This is a genomic window from Streptomyces sp. NBC_00400 (assembly GCF_036048035.1).
Lineage (GTDB): Bacteria > Actinomycetota > Actinomycetes > Streptomycetales > Streptomycetaceae > Streptomyces.
Map to the genome: position 1 here is coordinate 4156113 of NZ_CP107940.1, position 15095 is coordinate 4171207.

Below are 15095 nucleotides of genomic sequence, written 5' to 3' on the forward strand. Positions count from 1 at the left end.
TGGACTGAGGCGGTCTGTGAAGGAGACATACCTCCCATGCTCCTTGATTCGGGCACCCTGCGTGCCCGGTCGCGGCGGGAGTCGGCGTGCGGCGGCAGGATGCCGCCGCACCGGCCAAGGTGCGAGCTGTGGTGAGCTGGGGTGGTGATCACGGAGCGTTGATATCGCCGGCAGCGGGGCGGTTGTGGGGTGATGCCGGGGCGCTCACCCGGTGGAGTGGCAAGTCGTACCGGAGAGAAGACAGCCGTGGCCCGGCACCGCCCCGCCAGGCTCGCACCGCACCGCACCGCCCCGCCAGGCCCGCGCCTGGCACCGCCCTCCCCGGGCCGGCTCGGCACTCCGCCCGAGCCGCCCGCCGCCTCGGCCCCGGGGTGCCCCGGTGCGCCGGACGGGAGGAATAACCGCACGTCATCCGGGGGCCGGTGGCCGACCCGGCGGTAGTTGTGGGCCCCCGCACCGTCGCCCTGTGCGCGGACGGCGAGTAGCCTCGCGCCATGCGAGCGATCACTATCCCGGAGCCCGGTGGACCCGAAGCACTTGTCTGGGCGGAGGTGCCCGATCCGCAGCCCGCCGAGGGCGAGGTCCTGATCGAGGTCGTGGCGAGCGCCGTGAACCGCGCCGACCTGCTCCAGCGCCAGGGCTTCTACGACCCGCCGCCGGGATCCTCCCCGTATCCGGGGCTGGAGTGCGCGGGGCGGATCATCGGGCTCGGTCCCGGTGTGCACGGCTGGGCCGTCGGCGACGAGGTGTGTGCACTGCTGGCGGGCGGTGGATATGCGGAGAAGGTCGCCGTCCCGGGCGGGCAGGTCCTGCCTGTGCCGAACGGCCTGGATCTGGTCTCGGCCGCCGCGCTGCCCGAGGTGGCCTGCACGGTCTGGTCGAACGTCTTCATGATCGCGCATCTCCGGCCCGGCGAGACGCTGCTGGTCCACGGTGGTGCCAGCGGCATCGGCACCATGGCGATCCAGCTCGCCAAGGCGGTCGGTGCGCGGGTCGCGGTCACCGCCGGCGGCCCCGAGAAGCTGGCCCGCTGCGCCGAGTTGGGCGCGGACATTCTCATCGACTACCGCGAGCAGGACTTCGTCCAGGAGATCCGCAAGGCCACCGATGGCACGGGCGCGGACGTCATCCTCGACATCATCGGTGCGAAGTATCTGCAGCGGAACATCAAGGCGCTGGCGGTCAGCGGACGGCTGGCCGTCATCGGGCTGCAGGGCGGGGTGAAGGCGGAGCTGAATCTCGCCGCCCTGATGGCGAAGCGCGCCGCGATCACCGGCGCCGGGCTGCGGGCCCGCCCGCTGAACGAGAAGGCGGCCATCGTCGCCGCCGTCCGGGAGCATGTCTGGCCGCTGATCGGCAACGGACAGGTGCGGCCGATCGTGGACCGTACGCTCCCGATGCCCGACGCCGCCGAGGCGCACCGCATCGTGGAGGACAGTGCGCACGTCGGCAAGGTCGTGCTGACGCTCTGAGCCGACCCGGCCACCCCCTCCCGTCATCCGCGCCGCCTGGGCCTGCCCCTCCCGTACCCCGACGGGTAACCCGCCTGATGTGTCCGAGATGCCGTGAATCTCATCACATGTGACTCTGAGGAAGTCACCCGACGGCTCGGCACGGGAGGGGCACTGTGGTCGCTCCAGGTTTCCGTTCGCGCATTGCCACCGGTCTGTTGGTGGCCGCCGTCGTCCTGCCCGTTCCGATAGGAGTCACCTCGGCGGCGGCTGCGGATCGGCGGGTCACACCGGTCGACCACCCCCCGCACCTCGCCCGTCAGGGCGATCAGCCCGACGACTATGCGCAGGACGAAACCGGACCCGACGACTACGGGTTCGACGAGTACGGACCCGACGACTTTGCGGCCGACCGTCGTCCGTTCGGCGGCCGCGGTGACGGAGCGGGCCGGGGCCACCATGGTCACCCCGGCCGTCCCGGGGCGCCGGCGCGCCTGCCGGAGCTGTCGCCTCGCTTCCCCGGGGTGCCGGACGTCTTCCCGCGCTTCCCGCACCGGCCGTCGCACCGCCCCTTCGGTGGTCCTCGCATGCCCGGACGGTGGCACCACCGCCCGCATCACCCGTTCAGCCCTGCCTTCATCGGGCCGGACGGTCCGTCGTACCCCTTCCCGGGGCCTGACTCCGGCGGCACGGGCTTCCCGGGGGCGGGTCATCACGGGCCGACCGCCGGGGTGAACGCTCCGGACGCCGACCGTGCGCACCGCCGCCCCGCTCCGCGCACCCCGGTGCCGAAGCACCCCAGGCCCGCGGCGTCCGCATCCCATGCGGCAAAGAGCGCACCGGCACGGTCGTCGCCCTCGCATCGCCTCGATGTCGCCGACCGGCTCACTCGGCATCCCTACGAGGCCTTGCCGCCGCTTCCGACCCCTGCCGCCCCGGAGGAGGCGCGCTCGGTACGGGAAAGCGCGGATGGCGAGGCGGCCGCAACGGCGAGTCCTTACGCCATGGAATCCCCGGACGCACCTGTCGAGCGGGTCCTTCCGCTGGGCGCCGGCCTCGCTCTCACGGGCCTGGGGCTGGCCTTCTTCGCCCTTCGGCTGCGCCGGAGCTGATGTCGGCCGTTCTGTTGGCGGGCCTGTCGGCAGTCCTGCCGGCGTCTGGTCGGTGGCTTTGCCGGCGGTTTCACGTGAAACGGTGGGAATCCGTTGTTTCACGTGAAACCGCGGCAGCCGAGTCCGCCCGGAAGGGTGGATCACCTTCTCCCAGGGGCACCACCTCTCATGACCCCTCGTACGAGAGAATGGCGGCATGGATATGCCGATGAATGAACGGTCGCAGGAGAATCCGCACGTCCTGGTGGTCGGCCCGGACGGCATGGCACTCGGCAGCTCCGGTGGCGGGGGCGAAGGCGACGAGCCACGTGAGACCCCCGTGACGGACATGGTTGAACAGCCTGCGAAGGTCATGCGCATCGGCAGCATGATCAAGCAGTTGCTGGAGGAGGTGAAGTCCGCGCCTCTGGACGAGGCGAGCCGGGTCCGGCTCAAGGAGATCCATGCCAGCTCGGTCAAGGAGCTGGAGGACGGGCTGGCGCCCGAGCTGGTCGAGGAGCTGGAGCGGCTGTCGTTGCCGTTCACCGATGAATCGGTGCCGACGGATGCGGAGCTGCGGATCGCGCAGGCTCAGCTGGTGGGCTGGCTGGAGGGCCTTTTCCACGGCATCCAGACCGCACTGTTCGCCCAGCAGATGGCCGCCCGCGCCCAGCTGGAGTCGATGCGCCGTGCGCTGCCGCCCGGAGCCGTTCCGATGGACGGCGAAGAGGGCAAGCCGGGCCAGGGCGGCGCCCGCTCGGGCCCGTACCTCTAGCCCGGCCCGTACCTCTAGCCCGGGCCGTACTTCTCACCCGGCCCGTACGTCTCCTCGCTCGGGCCCGTACCTCTCACGCTGTCCCAGTACCGCCACGCCGGAGCCGTCGCACCACGCGCGGAAGCCGGACAGAAGGGGCCGGCACGCTGTGCGCGTGCCGGCCCCTTTGCTGTCCACGGGCGGCCCTGGCGGGCCGTCGCCGTCTGCGACCGCCGTCAGCCGCTGCGGCCGGTCGAGACGGTCAGCTCGATGGGGTCGGTCCTGCTCGGGAGCCAGTAGCTGTAGGAGGCCGGGGTCTGACTCGTGACGGTGTTCTTGCCCCAGAGCGCGCTGTCCTCGTGCGCGACGATCTTGTACTTCCAGCCGGCGGCCTCGATGCACTTCTTCACCGAGCCCAGATTCTTGAAGCGGAACGAAGGGACGAGAACCTTGCCCTTCTCGCTGTAGCTCTTGCTCGGGTTGGTGCACTCGGACATCAGGATCGTCGCCGACTTGTCCTCCGGCTTGACGTTCTGGGGAGGCGACGCCGTCTCGATGTCGTTGTCGAAGTTCGCCGACGACGGGGTGACGCCACCGCCGTTGTTCTCGCTCGAGCCGGCACTCAGACCGATGCCGATCGCGATCGCGGTGACCACGATCACACCGACTATCGCCGAGACGACGACCACCGCGGTGTTGTTCTTGCGCCGGGCGGGGCCACCGGTCGGCGGCATCGAGGCCGTCACGGGCGGCGGGCTGTACGGCGGCGGCTGGAAGCCACCCGAGTTGAAGGGCGGCGGCCCCGGAACGGGCCCCGGCGCGGGCGTCGGGTAGGCACTGTTCGGCGGCGGGGGCGTCGGGTAGGTGTTGTTCGGAGGCGCGGGCGTCGACGGGCCAAAACCGACCGCCTGCGTCGGCTGATACGGCTGCTGCACGCTGGGCGGGGCCGGGGTCTGCGGGTTGCCGGAGGCGGTGGGGAACACCGCGGAGGAGACCGATGCGCCGCTGGTGCGCGCCCGCGGGCCCTCGCCGATGATCAGTGGCGTGGCACCGGACTGCCCGGAACCGACGATCCGCAGGCACTCGTCCCGCATCGCCTCGGAGGTGGGGAACCGCTCGTTGGGATTCTTCTTCAGTGCGCGGGCCACCAGCGCGTCCACGGCCGGCGGCAGCGAGCTGTTGATGCTCGACGGGACCGGGGGTTCTTCCTGGACGTGGGCGTAGGCGATGGCGAGCGGGGAGTCCGCGTCGAACGGCAGCTGACCGGTCAGCAGCTCGAAGAGCATGATGCCGACGGAGTAGAGGTCGGAGCGGGCGTCCACGGCCCGGCCGAGGGCCTGCTCGGGCGACAGGTACTGCGGAGTGCCGACGACCATGCCGGTCTGGGTCATGGACGTCACGCCGGACTGCATGGCGCGGGCGATGCCGAAGTCCATGACCTTGACCACGCCACGCTTGTTCAGCATGACGTTGCCGGGCTTGATGTCCCGGTGGACCAGGCTCATTTCATGGCTGACCTCGAGCGCGGCCAGCACATCGGCCGTGATCTTCAAGGCTTTTTCCGTCGGCATCGCGCCGTGTTGGGCGATGTCGTTGTCCAGATCGGAGCGCAGCGGCTGGCCCGCGACGTACTCCATGACGATGTACGGCACCATGCCGCCGTCGAGCTCGTCCTCGCCGGAGTCGTAGACCGAGACGATATTGGTGTGCGTGAGTTTCGCCACGGACTGGGCCTCACGCCGGAAGCGCTCACGGAAGGCCTGCTCGCGGCCGAGCTCGGTGTGCAGCGTCTTGATCGCGACCTCGCGGTCCAGCACGCTGTCGTAAGCGAGGTGCACGGAGGCCATGCCACCGGCGCCCAGAAGATCACGAAGCTGGTAACGTCCCCCGCCGACCGCACGGCCCTCGAATTGGCCCTGAGCGCCGTCCTGGCTCATCGTTCCGCTTCCCCCTAGGCGCTATACGTGTATGTATAGCGATCAAAATCTGGAATTCCGCAGCCAAGTCTGCCCCAGGCCTCGGACACGTCAAGCTGTGTGCCCGTTCCGTGACCAGATGTGCAAGATCCCGTCACGGCCAGGAGGCTGTTCCGTGCCTTGTTACCCCAGGTGAGCTTGCGGCAAGTGGCGCGCGGGAGGTTTGATGCCCGGTCCACGACGGACCGGCGAGTGCCGCGGAGCCTGTAGCGTGCTCTAGCGAAGACCGATGACCTTACCGCTCTCATGCGGATTGATTCGACGGCGAGGACCGATGGCACCGACGCAGAGCCCCCAGGGCCCGTCCGATCCTGACGCCACCGGCTCCAATATCCCCGACGCACCGGAGATGTGGGGCAACGGCGGGCTGGTCGGCGATGGCCGCTACCGGCTCACGCGACGGCTCGGCCGCGGCGGAATGGCGGAGGTGTTCGCGGCCGAGGACGTACGTCTCGGCCGGACCGTCGCCGTGAAGCTGCTGCGCGCCGACCTCGCCGAGGACCCGGTCTCCAAGGCCCGCTTCACCCGTGAGGCACAGTCCGTGGCCGGGCTGAACCACCACGCGGTGGTGGCGGTCTACGACTCCGGCGAGGACCTGGTCGGCGGCAATACCGTGCCGTACATCGTGATGGAGCTGGTCGAGGGCCACACCATCCGCGATCTGCTGCTCAACGCCGATGCCCCGCCGGCGGACCAGGCGCTGATCATCGTCTCCGGTGTGCTGGAGGCGCTGGCCTACAGCCACCAGCACGGCATCGTGCACCGTGACATCAAGCCCGCGAACGTGATCATCACGAACACCGGCGCCGTCAAGGTCATGGACTTCGGTATCGCCCGTGCCCTGCACGGCGCCGCGTCCACCATGACCCAGACCGGCATGGTCATGGGCACCCCTCAGTACCTCTCCCCGGAGCAGGCGCTCGGCAAGACCGTCGACACCCGCTCCGACCTCTACGCCACCGGCTGCCTGCTCTACGAACTCCTCACCCTGCGGCCGCCGTTCACCGGCGAGACCCCGCTGTCGGTCGTCTACCAGCACGTTCAGGACATGCCGGTGGCGCCCTCCGAGGTTGCCGAAGCGGTGCCCCCGGAGCTGGACGGCCTGGTCATGCGGTCGCTGGCGAAGGACCCAGACGACCGGTTCCAGTCCGCCGAGGAGATGCGCGGCCTGGTCCAGTACTCGCTGCAGATGCTGCACGAGCAGGGCGGTCACACCGGCACCTGGAGCACCGGCCCGGTCGCGGTGCACGAGGGCGGTCACCACTCGTCTCTGGGGACCGCGGCGACCACCGCGCTGCCGCACTCCGACGCCGGGCAGACCACGGCGCAGCCGATTCTGACACCCGGTATGCGGGCCGACGACGGCGGCTTCGACGGCGGGCCCCGGCCGGCCAAGGGCGGCCGCGGCAAGATCTGGCTGATCGCGGCGCTCGCGGTGATCGCCATCGCCATGGGTGTGGCCTTCGCCATGCAGAACACCGGTGGTCAGGGCAAGAAGCACGACACCCCCACGTCGCAGTCGCCGAAGCCGACGAAGGACGACAAGGCGAGCGAGCAGCCTTCGGAGGAGCCGAGCCTCCCGGAGACCGACCCCGGCGACACGGGTGAGGGCGACAGCACGTACAGCCAGCCGCCGCCCGAGCAGCCGAGCACGCCGGAGACCTCGGACTCGCCCACCCCGGAGCCGTCGACGCCCGAGCCGTCGACGTCCGTGCCGCCCACCGACGACACCGGCGGGACGTCCGACGGCGGTCCCACGGACGGCACCGCTGACGGGGGCGCCGCGGACGGTGGCACCGCCGATGGCGGGGCGAGCGCCGGTGCGGACGGCGGGGCCACCGCCGGCAGCGGGGCGGACGGCGGCCCCGGCACCACGCTCGGTGGGAACGGCTGAACCGGCGCCCTTCCCGGTTCAGCCGGTGAAGGCGTTCCGTACGGCCCGGTATTCGCGGGTCCACCACACGGCCAGTGCGGCCGCCGCCGGAAACTGTGGATCGGTGCGGCGGTCGCCCAGCTGGTAACGCCAGGTGAGCATCCAGAAGTCGTTCAGCCGCTCCCACCACACCCGGTGGACGGCCGCCGCGAGCTCATCGGCGCCGGCGTGGCAGGTGCTGCGATAGGCGCCCGCGTACGCCGCCACCTTCGCCAGGTCCAGCGTGCCGCACGGGCGGACGAAGAAGATCGCGGCGGCGCGCACCGCCTCCTCTGCCCGGGGGTGGACGCCCAGCCGGTCCCAGTCGACGATCGCGGTCGGCTCCGCGTCGCGGTAGAGCACATTCAGCGGATGGAAGTCCCCGTGCACCCAGCCGGCCGGCGGCTCCGCGCCGGGGGCCGGACGGTGGTGCGCCAGCTGCGCCAGCAGGGCCCGGCGCTCCAGCAGACGGTGTTCGGCGAGCTCGTCGAAGCTGGTGCGCGGCCGGGCGCCGCGGGCCAGGGCCAGCAGCTCCTCGATCGTCTCGAAGGTCCGCTCGGGGTCGGCGCCGGCGTCCGCGCAGGGGGGCCGGGGCGGGTGCGGCTCGTCGGCCATGACCTGCTCCAGCGCGGTGTGGACGAGCCCGAGCAGGGCGCCGAGCTGCCAGGACTGGCCACGGCTCAGTGCGGCGCCGCCCAGGTGCAGGCCTTCGACCCAGGGGTGCAGGGCGTAGCAGCGGCCGTCGAGAACGGTGACGGTCCGGCCGTCCTCGTCCGCGACGGGCGGGGCCACCGGCAGGCCGAGCGCGGCGAGCCGGCGGGTGGCGCGGTGCTGGCGGGTGAGGGCCGCGCGGTCGCCGTCGAGATGGTGTTTGAGGAAGTAGCGGCCGCGGGTGGTGGCGAGGAAGTAGCCGTGGTTGAGCAGGCCCTCGGCGACGGGTTCGCACGACAGCGGCGCACCGGCGCCGGCGTAGTGGCGGAGCAGGGAGCCGAGGGTGTCTCTGTCGGGCGTTGCCGCCGTCCGGACTACAGATGAGCGCAGCACGCGCCAGATGTTAGATCAACTGCGCCCGTCGGAGTGGGTGTGCGGGAAAGCCTTACGCGGAGTGCGCATAGCGGAAGACGGGCACATCGGTGAGGCAGTGCATGGTCACGAACTCCGGCTCGATGCGCAGGAAGACCGGGTCGAAGGGGACGCCGTCGGCGAGCAGCGGAGTGCGGCCGAAGAGCTCGCGCACGGCGGGGGTGGGCTCGATGACCCGGGCGGTGCCGGTGAACTGCACCGACCATGTGTCGGGCTCACCGCTGTTGACGTTGTCGGCCTCGTAGGCGACCACACTGCCGTCCAGGGCCTGGTGGTAGCCGTAGCCGCGGTGCAGCCGCAGGACCAGCCGCCCGTCGAGGACGAGGTGACGGGTGACGGCGGTGAAGGGCAGCGCCCGCCGACTGGCCGAGACGCGCCCGTAGGGCGTGCGGCTCAGCAGATCGATGGCACGGTAGTTGTCGGTGGGCATGTCACCACCTTGCCGGGTGGTTCCGGTCGGCACGTAGGGGCCGGCAGCCCCGGCGGACCGGGACGATGGTCCTGAATCGCCATGAGCCGGGCAGGGCGGCGCCCGGCTGTTTCAGTGACGCTCCGCCTGCCGCCGTGCGACGTACGCGGCGGCCTGCGAGCGGCGCTCCATGCCGAGCTTGGACAGCAGGCTGGAGACGTAATTCTTGATCGTCTTCTCGGCGAGATGGAGGCGCTCGCCGATGGCGCGGTTGGTCAGCCCCTCGCCGATCAGGTCGAGAATCCTGCGCTCCTGGTCGGTGAGGCTCGCCAGCCGGTCGTCACCCTTCGCGGTATTGCCGTCGCGCAGCCGCTCCAGCACCCGGGCGGTGGCCACGGGGTCGAGGAGGGACTTCCCGGCCGCCACCTCGCGTACCGCGGAGAGCAGTTCATTGCCCCGGATGGCCTTGAGGACATAACCGGCCGCACCGGCCAGAATCGCATCGAAAAGGGCCTCGTCGTCCGCGAACGAGGTGAGCATCAGGCATTTGATGTCCTCGTCCTGCGAACGGATCTCACGGCAGACCTCGACACCGCTCCCGTCCGGCAGCCGGACATCGAGCACCGCCACGTCCGGACGCGTCGCCGGGATCCTGACCAGGGCATCTGCGGCGGTACCCGCTTCGCCGACCACCTCGATGTCGTCCTCGACCGACAGCATTTCGTGAACGCCACGCCGGACAACTTCATGGTCATCGAGCAGGAATACCGTGATTTTTCCGTCTTCGCGCACCACACCAGTCTCACACATCAACCCTTCCCGTGCTCCAGGTCAGCGATATAACGTGCCGTTGTCCCGGCGGCCTGCAACGCTGTGACCAGGAGTTGTTCCAAGCCTCCGCGGTTTACTTGGAAATCCAAGCAAAATCGCAGGTCAGCGCCGTTTCCACTTCGGCTTTGACAATGGGTAACGTGCAATGAGCAGGCCACCTTCCGGGAGCTTTGTTCCACCCGGAGCCGGCCGCGTTCGCACACACCCCGTGCGCCGTATCGGATACCGGGTGAGCCGCAATACGGCCACCGGCGGACCCCGGGGGCCGGACAGACGGAGGAGCAGCACGTGACCGTGGAAGGCACTGCGCAGCGGAAAAACGCCCGCGGCAGCAGCAAGCGCACCACCGCCAAAAAGGCGACGTCGGCGAAGAAGGCGTCCCCGGCCAAGAACCGGAACTCCGGTCGGCCCGAGCAGGCGGAGCAGGACCAGCTCGTACAGCTGCTGACCCCCGAAGGGAAGCGGGTCGAGCACCCGGATTACTCAATCGATCTCTCCGCCGACGAGCTGCGCGGGCTCTACCGCGACATGGTGCTCACCCGGAAGTTCGACGCCGAGGCGACCACCCTCCAACGCCAGGGCGAACTGGGTCTGTGGGCCTCGCTGCTGGGTCAGGAGGCCGCCCAGATCGGCTCCGGCCGTGCGCTGCGCGACGACGACTATGTCTTCCCGACCTACCGCGAGCACGGTGTGGCGTGGTGCCGTGGCGTCGACCCGACGAACCTGCTGGGCATGTTCCGCGGTGTCAATCACGGCGGCTGGGACCCCAACAGCAACAACTTCCATCTCTACACCATTGTCATCGGTTCGCAGACGCTGCATGCGACCGGCTATGCGATGGGTGTGCAGAAGGACGGCACGGATTCCGCGGTCATCGCGTATTTCGGTGACGGTGCTTCCAGCCAGGGAGATGTCGCGGAATCCTTCACCTTCTCCGCGGTCTACAACGCCCCGGTCGTGTTCTTCTGCCAGAACAACCAATGGGCGATTTCCGAACCCACCGAGAAGCAGACCCGGGTACCGCTCTACCAGCGCGCCCGCGGTTACGGATTCCCCGGTGTACGGGTCGACGGCAATGACGTACTGGCCTGTCTTGCGGTGACCAAGGTGGCGCTGGAGCGCGCGCGTACCGGCCAGGGCCCGATGCTCGTCGAGGCCTTCACCTACCGCATGGGTGCGCACACCACCTCCGACGACCCGACGAAGTACCGGGAGGACGAGGAGCGGGCGGCCTGGGAGGCCAAGGACCCGATCCTGCGGCTGCGGACGTATCTGGAGGCCGAGGGGCTGGTCGACGAGGCGTACCTCGCCTCGATCGACGAGGAGAGCGAGGCCCTGGGCAAGCGGGTCCGCGATGCCGTGCGTGCCATGCCCGACCCGGACACCATGGCGATCTTCGAGAATGTCTATGCCGACGGGCATGCGCTCGTCGATGAGGAGCGCGCGCAGTTCGCCGCGTACCAGGCGTCGTTCGCCGATGCCGATGCCGTCGCGGAGGAGAACTGACCATGACCGTCTTCGAGAAGATCACCATTGCCAAGGCGATCAACGAATCGCTGCGTGCCTCCATGGAGGCGGACCCCAAGGTCCTCGTCATGGGCGAGGACGTCGGCAAGCTCGGCGGTGTCTTCCGGGTCACCGACGGTCTGCAGAAGGACTTCGGTGAGGAGCGGGTGATCGACACCCCGCTCGCCGAGTCCGGCATCGTCGGCACCGCGATCGGTATGGCGCTGCGCGGCTACCGCCCGGTCGTCGAGATCCAGTTCGACGGCTTCGTCTTCCCCGCCTACGACCAGATCGTCACCCAGCTCGCGAAGATGCACGCCCGCGCACTGGGCAAGGTCAAGGTGCCGGTCGTCATCCGCATTCCCTACGCGGGCGGCATCGGTGCGGTCGAGCACCACTCCGAGTCCCCCGAGGCGCTGTTCGCGCACGTCGCGGGGCTCAAGATCGTCTCTCCCTCGAACTCCTCCGACGCCTACTGGATGCTCCAGCAGGCCATCGCAGGTGACGACCCGGTCATCTACTTCGAACCCAAGCGCCGCTACCACGACAAGTCGCGGCTGGACACCGAGTCGATCCCCGACCCCCTGCACAAGGCCCGGGTCGCCCGGACCGGCTCCGACCTCACCCTGGTCGCCTACGGCCCGATGGTGAAGGTCTGCCAGGACGTCGCCAATGTCGCGGCCGAGGAGGGCAAGTCGATCGAGATCGTCGACCTGCGCTCGCTCTCCCCGATCGACTTCGACACCGTGCAGTCGTCGGTGCAGAAGACGGGACGGCTGGTCGTGGTCCACGAGGCCCCGGTCTTCTTCGGTGCGGGTGCGGAGATCGCCGCCCGGATCACCGAGCGGTGCTTCTACCACCTGGAGGCCCCCGTCCTGCGGGTCGGCGGGTTCCATTCCCCGTATCCGCCCTCCCGTCTGGAGGACGAGTACCTTCCGGGACTGGACCGGGTGCTCGACGCCGTCGACCGTGCGTTGGCGTACTGAGGGTTTGAGGAGAGTTCGTAACCATGACTGCAAGTACCGCCCATGCCCAGCGCTTCCGCGAGTTCAAGATGCCCGACGTGGGCGAGGGCCTCACCGAGGCCGAGATCCTCAAGTGGTACGTCCAGCCGGGTGACACCGTCACCGATGGCCAGGTCGTCTGTGAGGTCGAGACCGCCAAGGCCGCCGTGGAACTGCCCATTCCCTACGACGGAGTGGTGCATGAGCTGAACTTCGGCGAGGGCGTCACCGTCGACGTCGGCACCGCCATCATCTCCGTGGACACCGAGCCCGGCGCCGGGCCCGTCGCGGCACCGGCCGCGCAGCAGGCGCCGCAGGCCGCCGCGTCCACCGAGGAGGACGCCGAGCCCCAGGGCCGGCAGGCGGTGCTGGTCGGCTACGGTGCCGCGCCGTCCTCGACCAAGCGCCGGGCGCGCAAGCCCCAGCCAGGGGTTCCGGCCCAGCCGGAGCCCGCGCGTGCCGCGCTCCAGGCGGAGCTGAACGGACGGGCTGCATCCGCACCGGTGGCCGCTCCGGCCGCTCCTGTGACTCCGGCCGCCAACGGCGCGGGTGCGGGGCACGCCGGCCGGCCGCTGGCCAAGCCGCCGGTGCGCAAGCTCGCCAAGGACCTCGGTATCGACCTGGCGGCGATCGTCCCGACCGGCCCGGGCGGTGTCATCACCCGCGAGGACGTCCACGCGGCCGCCACCCCGGCAGCGGCGCCGTCCTCGGCCGAGGCTCCCGGGCCGGTTTCCGCCGCCCCGGCCGAGCCCGGCCTCGTCGATGCCGCCGCCCGCGAGCGGCGGGTGCCGGTCAAGGGCGTACGCAAGGCCACCGCGCAGGCGATGGTCGCCAGCGCCTTCACCGCGCCGCATGTCACGGAGTTCATCACCGTCGATGTGACCCGCACGATGAAGCTGGTCCAGGAGCTCAAGCAGGACCCGGACATGGCGGGGCTGCGGGTCAACCCGCTGCTGCTGGTCGCCAGGGCCTTCCTCGTCGCCATCAAGCGTCACCCGGAGGTCAATGCCGCCTGGGACGAGGCACGTCAGGAGATCGTCTACAAGGACTACGTGAACCTCGGGATCGCGGCGGCCACCCCGCGCGGTCTGATCGTCCCGAACATCAAGGACGCCGGGGTCAAGACGCTCCCCCAACTCGCCGCGGAACTGGGCGATCTGGTTGCCACCGCCCGCGAGGGCAAGACCTCCCCGGCGGCGATGACCGGCGGTACGGTCACCCTCACCAATGTCGGCGTCTTCGGCGTTGACACCGGGACGCCGATCCTCAACCCGGGGGAGTCGGCGATCCTTGCCTTCGGTGCGGTCAAGCTCCAGCCGTGGGTCCACAAGGGCAAGGTGAAGGCGCGTCAGGTCACCACCCTCGCGCTGTCCTTCGACCACCGGCTCATCGACGGCGAGCTGGGCTCCAAGCTGCTCGCGGATGTCGCGGCCGTGCTGGAACGGCCCAAGCGTCTGATCACCTGGGGATGAGCCCGGACGCGGGACCGGGCGGTTCGGAGCGGTGTTTCACGTGAAACGCCGTCTCGGGACCGCCCCGGCCCCGTGGACGAGCATCCGCTCGCCCGCCCCGCGGCCCCGCTCCGGCCGTACGTCAGCGCGTACGCCGGCTACCGGCCGGCCGGAGTCCCACCGGCCCGGTGCCGCGGGCTCCCCCATGCCGGTCAGCCGCGGATGAGTTCCACGGCGCGGCTGAAGTGAGCCACCGGCCCGACCGGGGCGGACTCGTCCGGGTGGGTGGCGCCGCGGGTCAGTGCGACGCCCGCCCACAGGCCGGCGACGATCAATGCCAGCACGACGGTGTTCCGCGTACGGCGGCCGGCGTTCGTCCTGGGCTGCATGGTCAACTCCCCTTGGATGGAGGAGCCTCCCCGGCTCCCTGCCTCTATTCACCCACGGAATCCGTGCCGGACCGTACGCGGCAGGTATGGACTCTTGTCAGACTTGAGGCGGACCCGATATCGCTCTCCGGTACCCCTTTCGGCAGACGCCGGGCCCGTTGCGAGAAAGGGTTTGCGGCCGTCGGCCGGGCTGCCTACGGTCGGCGGAATGAGCAGCGAAATGATCATCCGGCGCTACCAGGCATCCGACCAGGACGTGGTCACCGATCTGTGGTCCCGGGCCGTGCAACGGGCACATCCCTTTCTCGACGGGGAGGACCGGGGCGAACGGGCCCGGATCCTCCGTGAGGCGAACCTCGTCCGGGCGGAGAACTGGGTCGCCGAGCGTGAGGGCAGCGTCGTCGGGCTGCTCGGACTGCTGCCCGGCGGGTCCGGGGGCGGAAGCGGGGCCGGAAGCGGGGACGGTCCCGGTGCCGGGGTCGGCGGGCTCGCTGTGGCCCCGGAAGCCCAAGGGGGCGGTGTCGGGCGGGAGTTGCTGGAGCATGCGGCGTCGCTGCACGGTGCGCTGGCCCTGGAGGTCTTCGAGGGGAACGGCAGCGCCCGGCGCTTCTTCGCGCGTCAGGGCTTCACGGAACGGGGGCGGCGGACGGATGAGGAGACCGGTCATCCGCTGATCGCCCTGGAGCGTGCCGCGCCGCTGAAGTCGGTCGGCTGGCTGCATGTGCGCGACGGGCGGCTGCTGAGCGTACGGACGCGGGGGAATGACACGTTCTATCTCCCCGGTGGCAAGTACGAGCCCGGAGAGACCGCGCGGGAGGCCTTGTCGCGTGAGCTCCGCGAAGAGCTCGGCCTGGTGGTGCCGGTGGAGGATCTTTCGGAGGCGTTTGTCATCCACGACGTGGCGCATGGCAAGAGCGGGCGCCGGCTGCGGATGACCTGCTTCACCGGCGGACCCCAGGACATCGCACCGGCTCCCGGCCGGGAGATTGCCGAGTTCGCCTGGTTCGACCGCCAGGAGGCGCGGGAGCGCTGTGCCCCTGCCCACTCGCAGGTGGTGAACCGGCTGATCGCCCAGGGGCGGATGCCGGGCTGAGGACGCGGTGGCCGGGCCGGCGGCGGTCGGGCCTGGGGCGGCCGGGGCCGGAGGCGGCCGGGGGTGGCGGGGCGCCGCGCCACCCCGCCGCCGCTCCGAGGCGGCCGCGACGCCGCCAGTGCCCCACCGGGACACCTCGCCGCAC

Annotated in this window: 13 protein-coding genes; 8 read left to right on the plus strand and 5 right to left on the minus strand. The window is 70.4% G+C overall.

Annotated elements, in window-relative coordinates; translation table 11 throughout:
- Positions 1 to 494: 494 nt before the first annotated feature.
- The 3 genes from OHS81_RS18070 to OHS81_RS18080 all read left to right on the plus strand — a co-directional run bounded on the left by OHS81_RS18070 (position 495) and on the right by OHS81_RS18080 (position 3317).
- Complete coding sequence (locus tag OHS81_RS18070; protein ID WP_328385771.1) at positions 495 to 1472, plus strand: NAD(P)H-quinone oxidoreductase; 978 nt, start codon at positions 495 to 497, stop codon at positions 1470 to 1472.
- 155 nt (positions 1473 to 1627) lie between these two features.
- Positions 1628 to 2563, plus strand: a complete 936-nt coding sequence (locus tag OHS81_RS18075; RefSeq protein ID WP_328385772.1) for a hypothetical protein — start codon at positions 1628 to 1630, stop codon at positions 2561 to 2563.
- A gap of 196 nt (positions 2564 to 2759) precedes the next feature.
- Complete coding sequence (locus tag OHS81_RS18080; RefSeq protein WP_328385773.1) at positions 2760 to 3317, plus strand: bacterial proteasome activator family protein; 558 nt, start codon at positions 2760 to 2762, stop codon at positions 3315 to 3317.
- A gap of 215 nt (positions 3318 to 3532) precedes the next feature.
- Here the strand turns inward: OHS81_RS18080 and OHS81_RS18085 are convergent, their stop codons facing one another.
- Entirely contained in the window at positions 3533 to 5233 is a 1701-nt protein-coding gene (locus tag OHS81_RS18085; protein ID WP_328385774.1) for a protein kinase domain-containing protein, read from the minus strand.
- A 313-nt stretch (positions 5234 to 5546) separates the two neighbouring features.
- Between OHS81_RS18085 and OHS81_RS18090 the strand changes: the two genes are divergently transcribed.
- Positions 5547 to 7166 (plus strand): protein kinase domain-containing protein, encoded by a 1620-nt coding sequence (locus tag OHS81_RS18090; RefSeq protein WP_328385775.1) that lies wholly within the window; start codon positions 5547 to 5549, stop codon positions 7164 to 7166.
- A gap of 18 nt (positions 7167 to 7184) precedes the next feature.
- Here OHS81_RS18090 and OHS81_RS18095 read toward each other — a convergent pair whose 3' ends face one another.
- The 3 genes from OHS81_RS18095 to OHS81_RS18105 all read right to left on the minus strand — a co-directional run bounded on the left by OHS81_RS18095 (position 7185) and on the right by OHS81_RS18105 (position 9468).
- Positions 7185 to 8228 carry a phosphotransferase gene (locus OHS81_RS18095; protein ID WP_328385776.1) on the minus strand — a complete coding sequence of 348 codons (1044 nt, stop codon included), beginning with the start codon at positions 8226 to 8228 and terminating at the stop codon, positions 7185 to 7187.
- 52 nt (positions 8229 to 8280) lie between these two features.
- Complete coding sequence (locus tag OHS81_RS18100; RefSeq protein WP_328385777.1) at positions 8281 to 8697, minus strand: pyridoxamine 5'-phosphate oxidase family protein; 417 nt, start codon at positions 8695 to 8697, stop codon at positions 8281 to 8283.
- A gap of 111 nt (positions 8698 to 8808) precedes the next feature.
- Entirely contained in the window at positions 8809 to 9468 is a 660-nt protein-coding gene (locus OHS81_RS18105) for a response regulator (RefSeq protein WP_129295375.1), read from the minus strand.
- A 327-nt stretch (positions 9469 to 9795) separates the two neighbouring features.
- Here OHS81_RS18105 and pdhA point away from each other — a divergent pair, with 327 nt between their 5' ends.
- From pdhA to OHS81_RS18120, 3 genes are read left to right on the plus strand one after another with little or no spacing between them, the layout of a single operon-like run.
- A complete protein-coding gene (pdhA, locus tag OHS81_RS18110; protein WP_328385778.1) occupies positions 9796 to 11013 on the plus strand; it encodes a pyruvate dehydrogenase (acetyl-transferring) E1 component subunit alpha in 1218 nt (405 codons plus the stop codon).
- Between the two features lie 2 nt (positions 11014 to 11015).
- Entirely contained in the window at positions 11016 to 11999 is a 984-nt protein-coding gene (locus OHS81_RS18115; protein ID WP_328385779.1) for an alpha-ketoacid dehydrogenase subunit beta, read from the plus strand.
- 23 nt (positions 12000 to 12022) lie between these two features.
- Complete coding sequence (locus OHS81_RS18120) at positions 12023 to 13489, plus strand: dihydrolipoamide acetyltransferase family protein (RefSeq protein ID WP_328385780.1); 1467 nt, start codon at positions 12023 to 12025, stop codon at positions 13487 to 13489.
- Positions 13490 to 13680: 191 nt separating this feature from the next.
- Here the strand turns inward: OHS81_RS18120 and OHS81_RS18125 are convergent, their stop codons facing one another.
- Entirely contained in the window at positions 13681 to 13857 is a 177-nt protein-coding gene (locus OHS81_RS18125; protein WP_164993005.1) for a hypothetical protein, read from the minus strand.
- Between the two features lie 208 nt (positions 13858 to 14065).
- Between OHS81_RS18125 and OHS81_RS18130 the strand changes: the two genes are divergently transcribed.
- A complete protein-coding gene (locus OHS81_RS18130) occupies positions 14066 to 14950 on the plus strand; it encodes a GNAT family N-acetyltransferase (protein WP_328385781.1) in 885 nt (294 codons plus the stop codon).
- Positions 14951 to 15095: the final 145 nt, after the last annotated feature.